Raw genomic sequence first — 12,741 nt, forward strand, 5'->3', positions numbered from 1 at the left:
TACAACAACCACTGTCATGCCCCGCGAAGGCGGGGCATCCAGTACGCCGCGGCCCATCGCTTCTATCACCGCTGTCTCGGCGTACTGGATCGCCCGGTCAAGCCGGGCGATGACACCGAGAATGGAGCCGCCCTACTTGTCCTTCACCGGCACCGTGTAGTTCAGGATCAACCGGCCGCCGTCCGGATAGATCGTCTGCCCGGTGATGTAGGACGCATCATCACTCGCAAGGAACGCCACGACAGAGGCGACTTCGCTCGGTTCACCACCACGGCCCGCGGGCGTGCGCGACATCACAGTCTTGCGCGCATCTTCAGACGTGTAGATCGACGACGCCACCATGTCGGTCAAAATCGTACCCGGCCCTACCGCCACGACGCGGATGTTGTGCGGGGCGAGCGCGACGGCAGCCACAGACGTGAGCTGCTTCATGCCGCCCTTGGACATCGCATAGGTCGCAAGCGCCGGAATCGCCAGCAGCGCGTTCACCGAGGACATGTTGATGATGACCCCGCCGCCGCTCCCTTGCGCGATCATCTGCTTGGCCGCCGCCTGCACGCCGAAGAACGCGCCCTTCAGATTGATGCCGATGATCTCGTCGAATTCCTGTTCGGAAATTTCAAGGATGTCCCGGTTGCGGGCGACGCCGGCATTGTTGACCATGATGTCGAGCCGGCCGAATTCCTTCACGGCGGTCGCAACGAGCTGGTCGACATCGGCGCGCTTGGCGACGTTGCCGACGACGGTGCGCAGGGCATCCGGCCGGCCGAGCTCAGCGGCCGTCGCGGCGAGGCCCTCGGCATCGACATCCGAGATGACGACCTTCACGCCGTCGTCGAGGAATCTCTTTGCACAGGCCTTGCCGATGCCGCGCGCCGCGCCGGTGATGGCGGCGACCTTGCCGGATAGTTTCATAGGTCTCACTCCAGGATAGCTGCTTGGGGCAGGCCTACGCCGGATAAGGACCGAGGGCTAGGCCGCCGCAAAGCCGAGATGAGCACGGAACCGGTTCTTGATAAAGACGGCATCGCGCGAGGGCAGCGAACGCGGCGGATTTTCGGCCAAAACCTTGATGACAAAAAGCCGCGGACCGTCGGCCGGCCCGGCAAGCTGCGCGGCAAGACGCTGCACCTCCTCAGGCGTCCGCACCGTCGCGGTTGCGGTAAAGCCGCAGGCCGTGGCGATCGCCGTCAGATCGACGCCGCGCCCGGTATGGCTCGCCTGCATTCCGGTCTCGCCGAAATGCTGGTTGTCGATCACGACGATGTCGAGATTGCGCGGGCGCGCGACGCCGATGGTGGCGATGCCGCCGAGGCCCATCAGCTGCTCACCGTCGCCGGTCAGAGCGAGCACACGCTTGCCCGGCTGCGCTTGCGCGAGCCCAAGGCCGATCAGTGCAGCGCCGCCCATGGCGCCCCACAGATAAAAATTGTCGTCGCGGTCGCCGGTCGCATGCAGATCGTAAGTGGGAGAACCGAGGCCGGAGACGACCAGCGTATTCTTGCGGTCCTTAAGGAGTGCCGCGACGGCAACGCGACGATCGAGTTGGGAGGGAACGGACATCGATATCACCACTTCTTCTTGCCGATCAGGCGCTGCCCGATCAGGACCGCGATCTGCTGGTCGGACTCGTAGGCGAGCGACGCTGCGGACTCGACGGTCTCGACCAGATCCTCCGCCGTCTCCGCGCGCATCACCTTCAGGCCGATCGCCTCCAGCGAGGGCTGCGTCGCCCGGCTCATCGGCACCTGCCAGGGATTGAACTCGGCCCATTCGCCGCGCATCGTCACCAGCATCAGCAGCGGAAAGCGGCCGATCGCCGACAGCGACAGCATGTTGATGCAATTGCCGACACCGCTCGACTGCATCAGCAGCACGCTGCGCTGCCCGCCGAGCCAGGCGCCCGCGGCAATCGCAATGCCCTCCTCTTCGGTCGTCAGCACATTGGTGGTGACGTCGCGGTCGGCGGAAAACATGCGGATGAGCTGGCTGTGGCCGGCGTCCGGCACATACGACATCTGCCGGACATCGGCGGCTTTCAGGACGCGGTAGAGCTCTGACGGCCAGTCGGTCTCGGGATTGGGCTTGGGGCTATGCACCACGTGTCTCCGTGAAATTCGAGCGGCACGCTAGCGATGTTTGCGGGCGAATGCCCTGACCGTCTGGCACGATCAGATATCGAAGGATTGTATAGCTGGCGTTGCTGTCCGTGTGGGCCACAGCGCGATGCGCATGACTGTGCCCTCTTCCCTTGCGGGAGAGGGCATCACCGCAGGTAGATAAAGGCTCATTAGGGTGAGGGGTATCTCTCGGCGCACTCTTGTGCATCCGTACGCGCCGAGAGATACCCCTCATCCGGCGCTTCGCGCCACCTTCTCCCGCAAGGGGAGAAGGGAGGGCACCGTCACTGCGGCTCGAAAGCTAATTCGCCGCAGACCTCGCCGCAGCCGGCATGTAGATCTGCGCGTAGCCTTCCTTGATCGCCGAGGTGATGCGATCCAAGCGGCGGTCGATGTGCTTCTCCAGCACGGACACGCAGGCCTCTTCGTTACGCGCCTTCAACCCCTCGACCACCGCGCGGTGCTCGGCCTGGGTGTTGGAACGGTTGATGCTGTCCATGTCGATCCAGCGCACGAAGCGGATGCGGGCGTTGACGTTGCGCAGGACGCGCAGCATCTCGGCATTGTTCGACATGGCCATCAGCCGCTCGTGAAAGGTCTCGTCGAGCTCGACCAGTTCGACCGAGGAACGCTGACCGGGATCCGGGCCAGTCGCTTCGAGGAATTTCAGCAGCGCGTCGATGTCCTCGTCCTTGGCGCGCTTGATGGCGAGGCGGATCGAGGCGACCTCGATCGACTTGCGCAGCTCGTAGAGATCGAAGATCTCGTGCGCGTCGAGCTCGCGACAGAAGAAGCCCTTGCCCGGCGTGAAACGCAGGAAGCCTTCGGTGTTGAGACGGTTGAGCGCTTCGCGCAGCGGCGTGCGGCTGACGCCGAGGCGCTTGGCCAGTTCACCCTCGTTGAGTCGCTCGCCCGGCTTGAACTCATAGCTCACGGCCATGGCCTTGAGCTGTTCATAGACGCGATCGACGATACTATCGGAAGCCAGTTCCACGTTGCTCATCATCAGCTGCATTCATGCCCGAACACAGCCCAATATACCGGGGCTGCGGGGATGATTGCAATGCAAACGGCTGTCGAGCCGGTCTTGTTCAGAGCTTTGCGACAGCCGGAATCAGGCGAAGGCGCGCGGACGCAGTCCAGCATGAAACCAGGTGATCATGGAATAGATGTCGTAGACCGGCAGGCCAACTTCCGCCTGCAACGCTGCCGCATAAGGCGGCATGTTGGTGCATTCGAGCACGATGGCGCCGACGTCAGGGTTTTTGGCGACAAGCTGCTTGCCCGCCTCGACCACGTCCCGTTCTGCCTGCGCTACGTCCATGTCGTCCTTCTCGGCCTTGATCAGGACGCGGAAGAATTCCTTGCCGTGCTCGGTGCCGACCAGGGGCGTATCGAGCGGCACGCCGGCGCCTTCGAGATGGGCCGGCGTCAGGGTCGAGCCCGACACCGTGACGAGGCCGACGCGCTTGCCCGGCGGAAGGGTCGCCTGCACCCACGGCACCTGCATCAGCGACGAGGTCGCGACGGGAACGCCGACCGCCGCCGCGATCTCCTTCTGGAACAGCGAGAGGAAGCCGCAATTGGTGGTGATGGCCTCGGCGCCGAGCCGCACCAGATCCTTCGCCGCATCGATGAAGTCAGGCAGCAGGCCGGCCGCGCCCTTCAGCACCACCTTCTCCGGCGACGCGCCGCTCACCACGCGATAGAGCACCGGGAACGGCCATGTCGTGCCGTTGCCCATGTCGCCGGGAATGCGGGGGAAACGCGCTTCCAGCATCAAAATGCCGAGCGGCGCGCCATAGATGGCCTTGCCGCCACGGGCGATGCGGGAGGAGGAGCTGGCAGAATAGGTCATGGTGCGATCTCAGAGGAAGCGATTGGGAGAGAACGGCGCGAGCGGAATTTCAGGCTGCTTGCCGCTCAGGAGCTGGGCGACGAGACGGCCGGTGCGGGCCGAGCCGACCAAGCCGACGTGACCGTGGCCGAACGCATAGACGATGTCGCGCGAGGCGCGTGCATGACCGATGCAGGGAAGACCGTCCGGCATGCTCGGGCGATGACCGAACCAGGTTTTGATGCGCGAGGCCGGAATGTCCTTCGGCAGTTTCGGGAACATGCTGAGCAGGTTGTTGCGCAGGATCTCGGCGCGCTTCCAGTTCGGCGCGGCTTCAAGACCGGCGATCTCGACCGTGCCGGCGGCGCGCAGGCCCTTGTCGGTCCAGTTCACCACCATTTTTGCGTCAGATGCCATCATCGAGCTGCGCGGACCTGATTCCGGATTCTCGATCATGACGTGATAGCCGCGCTCGGTCTCGAGCGGCAGTGGATCGCCGACCGATGCGGTGAGCCGCTTCGAATGCGCGCCGGCGGCAACGACCGCGGCGTCGCAGGGAATGACGCCGGTCTCGGTGATGACGGCGTCGAGCCTGTTGCCGGACAGCTTCAGCCCGGTCGCCCTCGCATGGACGAGCTTGGCACCGCTCGCCAGCGCATGCTGGGCAAGCGCTGCGACGTAGGCGCCGGGATCGCGGCAGCGGCCGGCCTCTTCCACCACCACGCCGAAGGTGTAGCGCGGATGCAGGTCGGGCTCGCGCTGGCGCATCTCGTCGGCGCTCAGCTCCATCCATTCGACGCCGACCTTCTTGCGCAGACGCCAGCCGAGATCGTTGTCGAAATTGCCGCGCGACGGGAACACATGCATCACGCCGTTGCGCTCGACCAAATCAGGCACGCCCGCCTCTTCCGCGAGCTTCCGGTGCAGCAGCGGCGCGTCCTTCAGCAGGTCGCGCAGTGCAAACGCGGTCTTCTCGACCCGCGCCTCGGTCCAGCCCGACAGCAGATACTTGATCAGCCAGGGCAGCGCCTTCGGCAGATAAGACCAGCGGATCGCGAGCGGGCCGAGCGGGTCCATCAGATAGCCCGGCACCTTCTTCCAGATGCCTGGTTCAGCCGGCGGGATCACCGAATGCGAGGAGAGCCAGCCGGCATTGCCGTAGCTCGCCGCCTGCTCGCCACCGGGCGCGCCCGCGTCGATCAGCGTGACGCGATGGCCCTCGCGCAGCGCCTCGATGGCGCTGATCACGCCGACCGCGCCGGCTCCGATGATGGCGACGTGGCGGCCTTCCGACATCGCTTACGCCTTCGCCGCCGGTGTGAAATCCTTGCCGACCGAGATCGCCCTGGAATCGATGATGCAGTGGAGGATCGACGGCTTGCCCGAGGCGAGCGCACGCTCGAACGCCGGCGCGAACTCTTCGGTGCGCTCGACGCGCTCGCCATGACCGCCGAACGCCTTGGCGTACATCGCGAAGTCGGGGTTCTTCAGCTGGGTACCGACCACGCGACCGGGATAGTCGCGCTCCTGGTGCATACGGATGGTGCCGTACTGCGAATTGTCGACCACGATCACGACCAGCGGCGCGTCGTACTGCACGGCGGTCGCGAATTCCTGGCCGTTCATCAGGAAGCAGCCGTCGCCGGCGAACGCGACGACGACGCGATCCGGATATTGGCGCTTGGCGAGCACGCCCGCCGGCACGCCATAACCCATCGAGCCCGAGGTCGGCGCGAGCTGCGATGCAAAGCTGTGGAAGCGGTGATGGCGATGGATCCAGCCGGCATAGTTGCCGGCGCCGTTGCAGACGATCGCGTCCTTCGGCAGGCGGTCGCGCAGCCAGGTCATGACCTGACCGTACTGGAACGTGCCCGGCAGCTCGCGCGCCTTGTCGGTCCAGGCGAGGTAATCGGCATGCGCCTTGGCGGCCTCGCCCTTCCAGGCAACGGCGCCAGCCGGCTTCAGCGTATCGACGGCGGCCGCGAAGGCGGCAGGCGTCGCCTGGATCGCCAGCGCCGGCTGATAGACGCGGCCGAGCTCTTCCGAACCCGGATGCACGTGGATGAGCTTTTGCTTCGGTGTCGGGATGTCGAGTAGCGTGTAGGACGAGGACGGCATCTCCGACATGCGGCCGCCGATGAGAAGGATGACGTCGGCGTTGTCGATACGCGCCTTCAGGCCCGGGCTCGGTCCGATACCGAGATCGCCGGCATAATGCGAGTGGTCGGCATCGATCAGCGACGCCCGGCGGAACGAGGTCGCGACCGGAAGGTCGAACCGCTCGGCGAAGCGCGCGATGCTCTTGGTGGATTCATCGGTCCAGCGCGAGCCGCCGAGGATGACGAGCGGCGCCTTGGCGCTGGCGAGCATCGCGCCGACCTGCTCGATGTCGGCGGGCGCGGGCCAGCTCACGGCCGGCTCGATGCGCATGGCGTCGGCGACCGCGGCGGTCTCGGTCAGCATGTTCTCCGGCAGCGCGATCACCACGGGACCGGGGCGGCCCTGCATGGCGACGCGGAAGGCGCGCGCGACCAGCTCGGGAATGCGGTCGGGGCGATCGATCTCGACCGCCCATTTCGCCATGGGGCCGAACACCGCCTTGTAGTCGAGCTCCTGGAACGCCTCACGCTCGCGCATGCCGGTGTCGACCTGGCCGACGAACAGGATCATCGGGGTCGAGTCCTGCATCGCGATGTGGACGCCATGGCTGGCATTGGTGGCGCCGGGGCCGCGGGTAACGAAGCAGACGCCGGGACGGCCGGTGAGCTTGCCATAGGCTTCCGCCATCATCGCGGCGCCGCCTTCGGCGCGGCAGATCACCACATCGATCGGGCTGTCATGCAGCGCGTCGAGCGCCGCGAGGTAGCTTTCGCCCGGCACGCAGGTGACGCGGTCGACGCCCTGGGCGACCAGCTGATCGATCAGGATCTGGCCCCCGGTGCGGGTGTTGCGAATGGTCATGACAGCTCCCTGCAGGCTTTGGCGATGCGCATCACGGCCTCGCGCAAGTTTTGTTCCGAGGTGGCGTAGGACAGGCGGAAATAAGGTGCAAGGCCGAAACAGCTGCCCGGCACCACGGCCACGTCATGCCTCTCCAGCAGGAAGCGGCAAAACGCTGCATCGTTGTCGATGACGGTCCCATCGGGCGTACGGCGGCCGATCAGGCCGGCACAGCTTGCATAGGTGTAAAACGCGCCTTCCGGCCGGCGGCAGGTGACACCGTCGATGGCGTTGAGCGCATCGACCACGATGTCCCTGCGACGTTGGAACGCCGCACGGCGCTCGATGAGAACGTCCTGCGGCCCGGTCAGCGCGGCGATCGCCGCGGCCTGGCTCACCGAGGACGGATTGGTCGTGCTCTGGCTCTGCACCACCGCCATCGCCGCGATCAATGCCCGCGGGCCGCCGCCATAGCCGACGCGCCAGCCGGTCATGGCATAGGCCTTGGAGACGCCGTTGACGGTCAGCGTGCGCGATTTCAGGCTCGGCTCGAGCGCGGCCGCGGTGACGAACGGCATGCCGTCATAGATCAGGTGCTCGTAGATGTCGTCGGCCATCAGCCAGACATGCGGATGGCGCTTGAGCACGTCGAGGATCGGGCGCAGCTGCGCCGCCGAATAGGCCGCGCCGGTCGGATTGGACGGCGAGTTCAAGAGCAGCCAGCGCGTCTTCGGCGTGATCGCACGTTCGAGGTCGGCGGCGTCGAGTCGAAACCCGTTCTCCTCGCGGCAGAGCACGTCCACCGGCGTGCCGTCGGCGATGCGCACCATATCGGCGTAGCTGGTCCAGTAGGGCGCGGCGAGGATGACCTCGTCGCCGGGGCTAAGCGTCGCCATGAAGGCGTTGTGGATCACCTGCTTGGCGCCGGCGCCGGCGGTGATCTCGTCGGCGGCATAGACGAGATCGTTCTCGCGGCGGAATTTCTCGGCGATGGCCGCCTTCAATTCCACCGTGCCGTCGAGGATGGTGTATTTGGTCTGGCCGGCGCGAATGGCGCGCTCGGCGGCGTCCTTGGCATGATCAGGCGTGTCGAAATCAGGCTCGCCGGCGCCCAGCACGATCACCGGCCGCCCCTCGCGCTTCAGCCGCTGCGCGACCGCGCCGATCTTGAGGATCTCGGACACGCCGATCGCACCGATGCGCCGGGCGGGGCGGAAGTTAGACGCGGGAGCCTGGACAGTCACGGCCGAGCCCTTACTTGCGCGCGGCGATCGCGATCACTTCGATGCGGAAGGCGGGATCGGCGAGCTCGACCTTGCCGCAGGCGCGGGTCGGGGTGTTGCCGGGCACGACCCAGGCATCATAGACCGCGTTCATGGCGTCGAAATCGTCCATGGTCTTGAGCCAGACCTGCACGCTGAGCAGGCGCGACTTGTCGGTGCCGGCGCGCGCCAGCATGTCGTCGACCTTCGCCAGCGCCTCCTTGGTCTGCTGGGTGATGTCGGCGGTCTTGGTGTCCGCCACCTGGCCGGCGAGGAAAACGAGATCGCCGAACACGGAGGCGCGGCTGCGGCGGGCGTTCTGGTCGATGCGGGTGATATCCGACATGGGATGTCCTTATGTCTTTACTTGCCGGTGGCGATGATGCGGCGGCAGTGATCGAGCGCCGCGCCGATGAGATTGTCGCTCGCCTCGGGCGTGCGGAACGCCGAATGCGCCGACAGCGTCACGTTCGGCAGCTTCGTCACGGGATGACCGGCCGGCAGCGGCTCGACGGTGAACACGTCGAGGCCGGCATGGGCGATGTGACCGGAGCGAAGCGCGTCCAGCATCGCGTCCTCGTCGACAACAGCGCCGCGCGCGGTGTTGATCAGGATGCTGCCCTTGCGCATCTGCGCGATGCGCTCGCGCGACAGGAATCCCTTGGTCTCGTCGTTGAGCAGGAGATGCAGCGAGATCACGTGGCTCTCCGCCAGCAGCTTCTCCAGCGAGACGAACTCGACGCCCGGATGCGTCTTCGGCGTCCTGTTCCAGGCGATCACCTTCATGCCGCAGCCCGCGGCCATGCGCGCGGCTTCCGCGGCGATGCCGCCGAAGCCGATCAGGCCGAGCGTCTTGCCGGTGAGCTGCATCGCGTCACGGCGCAGCCAGTTGCCCTCGCGCATGCCGCGGTCCATCTCGCCGAAGTTTCGCGCCGAGGCCCACATCAGCGCGATCGCGCATTCGGCAACAGCCGTATCGCCATAACCCTTGATGGTGTGGACGGAGATGCCGCGCTCGGCGAGTTCCTCCGGATTCATGTAGCTGCGCGCGCCGGTGCCGAGGAAGACGACGTGCTTGAGCGCCTTGCACGTCTCGGCGATCGGCGTCGGCACCGCGGTGTGGTCCACGATCATGATCTCGGCGTCGCCGAGCAGGCCGGGCAGATCGTCGGGCTTGATCGAGGGATTGCGATTGATGCTGACCGGCAGCTTCTGCGAGGCCAGCAGCTTGTCGGTCACCCCCGCCAGGGTCTCGTTCGCATCGACGAATAGGGCGCGCACAGGCCTCTCCTTCAGCACACTTTGATATTGCGTTCAGTCTTGTATTCAGACTTGAATGCGATTTGCAATCCCTGGCTCTCAGGAATTTTGCGCAATCCTGCCAAGATATTGGGCTCATTTCTGCCTTGCCGCCCAAATGGCCAGCAAATCGAAATACCGTATTGCATTTTATCCTGAATACAGAAATAGTCCAGAGGCCGGACACGATCCGACCCAAATTCCAGGGAGACAGAGACCATGAATCGCAGGGACGCTCTCACCAAAGTCGCGCTCGCGGGCGCAGCGATTGCCGCCGTGAGCAGCTCGGCCAAGGCCGACACCGCGCCGACCTCCACGCTCGACCGCATCAAGAAGAATGGCGTGCTGCGCGTCGCCGTCATCGTCGGACAGGAGCCCTATTTCCATAAGGACCTCGCCACCAACGAGTGGTCGGGCGCCTGCATCGACATGGCCAAGGACATCGCCGGCAAGCTGGGCGCCAAGCTCGAGACCCTGGAATCGACCTGGGGCAACCAGATCCTCGACCTCCAGGCCGACAAGGTCGACCTCGCCTTCGCCGTGAACCCGACGCCGGAGCGCGCCCTCGTCATCGACTTCTCGACCCCGATCCTGGTGCACTCCTTCACCGTCATCACCAAGAAGGGCTTTGCCAAGCCGCAGACCTGGGCCGAGCTCAACAAGCCCGAAGTCAAGATCGCCGTCGATATCGGCTCGACCCACGAGACCATCGCGCGCCGCTATTGTCCGAAGGCCAACATCCTCGGCTTCAAGAACCGCGACGAGGCGATCCTTGCGGTCGCGACCGGCCGCGCCGACTGCAACGTCTCGCTGGCCGTTCTCTCGGTCTCGACCCTGAAGAAGAACCCGAACCTCGGCGATCTCGCGATCCCGCGCCCGCTGCTGACGCTGCCGACCAACATGGGCATCCGCGCCGAGAGCGACCGCCGCTACAAGGACTTCCTCAGCGCCTGGGCCGACTACAACCGCTCGATGGGCCAGACCCGCGAATGGATGCTCAAAGGCTTCGAAGCCGTCGGCCTCACCGCCGACGATCTCCCGCCCGAAGTGCAGTTCTGATCGATCATGTATGTCTGGGACTTCGCGGCGCTCAAGCCGTATTGGGGCCTGATCTGGCAGGGGCTCCTGGTCACCGTGTATTACACGGTGGCCACGGTGATCGCGGGTCTCGTGATCGGACTGTTCGTCGGTATTTTGCGCACGACGGCACCGCGCTGGGTCACGGTGCCGTTGCGTCTCTATATCGAGGTGTTCCGCTGCACGCCGCTGCTGGTGCAGTTGATCTGGGTCTACTACGCCCTGCCCGTGCTGATCGGCGTCGACATGTCACCGGCGATGGCCTGCTTCATCGCGCTGTCGCTCTATGCCGGCTCGTTCTACGCGGAGATATTCCGCGGCGGCATCGAGGCCGTCGACACCGGCCAGTGGGAAGCCGGCCGCGCCATCGGCATGCGGCGCGGCAAGATCTTTCGCCGCATCGTGCTGCCGCAGGCAACGCAGGTGATGATCCCCTCCTTCATCAACCAGACCATCATGCAGTTGAAAAACACCTCGCTGGTGTCGGTGGTCGCGGTCGGTGATCTCCTCTACCAGGGCACTGTCATCACCGCGTCGAGCTACAAGCCGCTCGAAGTCTACACCACGATCGCCGTGCTCTATTTCGTCGTGCTGTTCCCGCTGACGCTGGTCGCTGACAGGGTCGAGCTGAAGATGGGAGCGCATCGATGAGCGCTTTGATCGCCGACAATATCCACAAGGCGTTCGGCGACCACGAGGTGCTCAAGGGCGTCTCGCTCTCGGTCGCCCGCGGCGAGGTCGTCACTTTGATCGGCGCCTCCGGCTCCGGCAAGTCCACCTTCCTGCGCTGCCTGAATTTGCTCGAAATGCCGCAGCAGGGCGAGCTTGCGATCGGCACGCACAAATTCGCCTTCGGCAAAGGCATGCGCGCCGCCGGCGATGCGCAGCTCGCGCTGCTTCGCCGCAGCGTCGGCATGGTGTTCCAGCACTTCAATCTGTTCCCGCACATGTCGGTGCTCGGCAACGTCACCGAAGGGCCGGTGCAGGTGAAGGGCATGGCGCAAAACGAGGCCAACGACCTCGGCCGCGATTTGCTCGCCAAGGTCGGCCTCGCCGACAAGGCCGATGCTTTCCCGAGCCGCCTCTCCGGCGGCCAGAAGCAGCGCGTCGCCATCGCCCGCGCGCTTGCGATGAAGCCCGACGTCATGCTGTTCGACGAGCCGACCTCGGCGCTCGATCCCGAGCTCGTCGGCGAAGTTCTCTCCGTGATCCGCAGCCTTGCCGCGGAAGGCATGACCATGGTGCTGGTGACGCACGAAATGGCGTTCGCCGCCGACGTATCCACCCGCGTCGGCTTCATGAACGACGGCATCATGGCCGAGATCGGCACGCCGGCAGAAACCATCCGCCAGCCGCGCAGCGAACGGCTGAAGGCGTTCTTGAGCCGGTTCCACGAAACGCACTAAACTCCCGGCCATCCCCAAATCGGTGGAGAGACGTGATGAAACTCCGCGGCGGCTTCACGAATTACGGCGAGACCATCGGCATCCTGATGCTCGACACCCGATTTCCCCGCCCGCGCGGTGACATCGGCAACGCGCGCTCTTATGACTTTCCCGTGCGCTACAAGATCGTGCGGGGCGCCCACGCCACCAAGATCATGGGCGACCATCCAGATCCCGCCCTGCTCGAGCCCTTCATCACGGCCGCGCGCGAGCTGGAATCGGAGGGCGTCAAGGCCATCACGACCAGTTGCGGCTTCCTCGCGCCGTTCCAGAAGCAGCTCGCCGCCGCCGTGAATATCCCGGTGTTCACCTCGAGCCTGATCCAGGCGCCCCTGATCCACGCCATGCTGCCGCCGGGCAAGGTCATTGGCATCTTCACCGAGCGCGGCCATCACATGAACGACGGACATTTCCGCGGCGTCGGCTGGTCGCAGGAGCAGATCCCGGTTCAGGTCCAGGGGATGAAGCCCGACGCGCAATTCCCCGCGACCTACATTCTCGGCCGCGAGGAACTGGACACCGACGTGCTGCGCGCCGAGATGATCGAGATGACGCAAGCCTTCATGGCGTCCTGCAAGAATCCCGGCGCGATCCTGTTCGAATGCACCAACATGTGCCCGTTCTCGAAGGACGTCGCCGACGTCTCGGGTTTGCCAGTGTTCGACATCAACACCTTGATCAACTTCTTCTATCGCGCGGCCAATCCGGTGCCGTTCCTGAGCTGAGCAAGCTCCGCGGCGCCTCATTGCCGACCACGACGA

At 65.3% G+C, this 12,741-nt stretch carries 14 protein-coding genes; 4 read left to right on the plus strand and 10 right to left on the minus strand.

Annotation, left to right across the window (positions count from 1 at the left end):
• Positions 1-132 precede the first annotated feature (132 nt).
• From VGR99_RS32375 to VGR99_RS32420, 10 genes are all read right to left on the minus strand, one after another.
• Positions 133-915: an SDR family oxidoreductase gene (locus tag VGR99_RS32375; RefSeq protein WP_326903998.1), complete on the minus strand. Its 783-nt coding sequence runs from the start codon at positions 913-915 to the stop codon at positions 133-135.
• A gap of 57 nt (positions 916-972) precedes the next feature.
• Positions 973-1,563: a thiamine pyrophosphate-dependent enzyme gene (locus tag VGR99_RS32380; protein WP_326903999.1), complete on the minus strand. Its 591-nt coding sequence runs from the start codon at positions 1,561-1,563 to the stop codon at positions 973-975.
• Positions 1,564-1,568: 5 nt separating this feature from the next.
• Positions 1,569-2,099 carry a thiamine pyrophosphate-binding protein gene (locus VGR99_RS32385; protein WP_326904000.1) on the minus strand — a complete coding sequence of 177 codons (531 nt, stop codon included), beginning with the start codon at positions 2,097-2,099 and terminating at the stop codon, positions 1,569-1,571.
• Positions 2,100-2,421: 322 nt separating this feature from the next.
• On the minus strand, positions 2,422-3,126 hold the full coding sequence (locus VGR99_RS32390; RefSeq protein WP_326904001.1) for a GntR family transcriptional regulator: 705 nt from the start codon (positions 3,124-3,126) through the stop codon (positions 2,422-2,424).
• Between the two features lie 108 nt (positions 3,127-3,234).
• On the minus strand, positions 3,235-3,978 hold the full coding sequence (locus tag VGR99_RS32395; RefSeq protein ID WP_151648050.1) for an aspartate/glutamate racemase family protein: 744 nt from the start codon (positions 3,976-3,978) through the stop codon (positions 3,235-3,237).
• Between the two features lie 9 nt (positions 3,979-3,987).
• The gene (locus tag VGR99_RS32400) at positions 3,988-5,253 is read right to left on the minus strand and encodes an FAD-binding oxidoreductase (RefSeq protein WP_326904002.1); all 1,266 of its coding nucleotides are present in this window, start codon (positions 5,251-5,253) and stop codon (positions 3,988-3,990) included.
• A 3-nt stretch (positions 5,254-5,256) separates the two neighbouring features.
• Complete coding sequence (locus VGR99_RS32405) at positions 5,257-6,918, minus strand: thiamine pyrophosphate-binding protein (protein WP_326904003.1); 1,662 nt, start codon at positions 6,916-6,918, stop codon at positions 5,257-5,259.
• Positions 6,915-8,141 (minus strand): pyridoxal phosphate-dependent aminotransferase, encoded by a 1,227-nt coding sequence (locus VGR99_RS32410; protein WP_326904004.1) that lies wholly within the window; start codon positions 8,139-8,141, stop codon positions 6,915-6,917. The genes VGR99_RS32405 and VGR99_RS32410 overlap by 4 nt, the downstream gene beginning before the upstream one ends.
• A gap of 10 nt (positions 8,142-8,151) precedes the next feature.
• A complete protein-coding gene (locus VGR99_RS32415; RefSeq protein ID WP_063689892.1) occupies positions 8,152-8,505 on the minus strand; it encodes a RidA family protein in 354 nt (117 codons plus the stop codon).
• A 17-nt stretch (positions 8,506-8,522) separates the two neighbouring features.
• Complete coding sequence (locus VGR99_RS32420) at positions 8,523-9,440, minus strand: NAD(P)-dependent oxidoreductase (RefSeq protein ID WP_326904005.1); 918 nt, start codon at positions 9,438-9,440, stop codon at positions 8,523-8,525.
• Positions 9,441-9,677: 237 nt separating this feature from the next.
• Between VGR99_RS32420 and VGR99_RS32425 the strand changes: the two genes are divergently transcribed.
• From VGR99_RS32425 to VGR99_RS32440, 4 genes are read left to right on the plus strand one after another with little or no spacing between them, the layout of a single operon-like run.
• The gene (locus VGR99_RS32425) at positions 9,678-10,517 is read left to right on the plus strand and encodes a transporter substrate-binding domain-containing protein (RefSeq protein WP_326904006.1); all 840 of its coding nucleotides are present in this window, start codon (positions 9,678-9,680) and stop codon (positions 10,515-10,517) included.
• 6 nt (positions 10,518-10,523) lie between these two features.
• Complete coding sequence (locus tag VGR99_RS32430) at positions 10,524-11,186, plus strand: amino acid ABC transporter permease (RefSeq protein ID WP_326904007.1); 663 nt, start codon at positions 10,524-10,526, stop codon at positions 11,184-11,186.
• The gene (locus tag VGR99_RS32435; RefSeq protein ID WP_326904008.1) at positions 11,183-11,941 is read left to right on the plus strand and encodes an amino acid ABC transporter ATP-binding protein; all 759 of its coding nucleotides are present in this window, start codon (positions 11,183-11,185) and stop codon (positions 11,939-11,941) included. The genes VGR99_RS32430 and VGR99_RS32435 overlap by 4 nt, the downstream gene beginning before the upstream one ends.
• A 35-nt stretch (positions 11,942-11,976) precedes the next feature.
• Positions 11,977-12,705 (plus strand): aspartate/glutamate racemase family protein, encoded by a 729-nt coding sequence (locus VGR99_RS32440; protein WP_326904009.1) that lies wholly within the window; start codon positions 11,977-11,979, stop codon positions 12,703-12,705.
• Positions 12,706-12,741 lie beyond the last annotated feature (36 nt).

The organism is Bradyrhizobium sp. (assembly GCF_035935975.1).
Taxonomy (GTDB): Bacteria; Pseudomonadota; Alphaproteobacteria; order Rhizobiales; family Xanthobacteraceae; genus Bradyrhizobium.

Bases quoted from the DNA above. Each gene is read 5' to 3' on its own strand.
- VGR99_RS32375 (WP_326903998.1), bottom strand. From the start codon at position 915: ATGAAACTATCCGGCAAGGTCGCCGCCATCACCGGCGCGGCGCGCGGC.
- VGR99_RS32380 (WP_326903999.1), bottom strand. From the start codon at position 1,563: ATGTCCGTTCCCTCCCAACTCGATCGTCGCGTTGCCGTCGCGGCACTC.
- VGR99_RS32390 (WP_326904001.1), bottom strand. From the start codon at position 3,126: ATGATGAGCAACGTGGAACTGGCTTCCGATAGTATCGTCGATCGCGTC.
- VGR99_RS32395 (WP_151648050.1), bottom strand. From the start codon at position 3,978: ATGACCTATTCTGCCAGCTCCTCCTCCCGCATCGCCCGTGGCGGCAAG.
- VGR99_RS32400 (WP_326904002.1), bottom strand. From the start codon at position 5,253: ATGTCGGAAGGCCGCCACGTCGCCATCATCGGAGCCGGCGCGGTCGGC.
- VGR99_RS32405 (WP_326904003.1), bottom strand. From the start codon at position 6,918: ATGACCATTCGCAACACCCGCACCGGGGGCCAGATCCTGATCGATCAG.
- VGR99_RS32415 (WP_063689892.1), bottom strand. From the start codon at position 8,505: ATGTCGGATATCACCCGCATCGACCAGAACGCCCGCCGCAGCCGCGCC.
- VGR99_RS32425 (WP_326904006.1), top strand. From the start codon at position 9,678: ATGAATCGCAGGGACGCTCTCACCAAAGTCGCGCTCGCGGGCGCAGCG.
- VGR99_RS32430 (WP_326904007.1), top strand. From the start codon at position 10,524: ATGTATGTCTGGGACTTCGCGGCGCTCAAGCCGTATTGGGGCCTGATC.
- VGR99_RS32435 (WP_326904008.1), top strand. From the start codon at position 11,183: ATGAGCGCTTTGATCGCCGACAATATCCACAAGGCGTTCGGCGACCAC.
- VGR99_RS32440 (WP_326904009.1), top strand. From the start codon at position 11,977: ATGAAACTCCGCGGCGGCTTCACGAATTACGGCGAGACCATCGGCATC.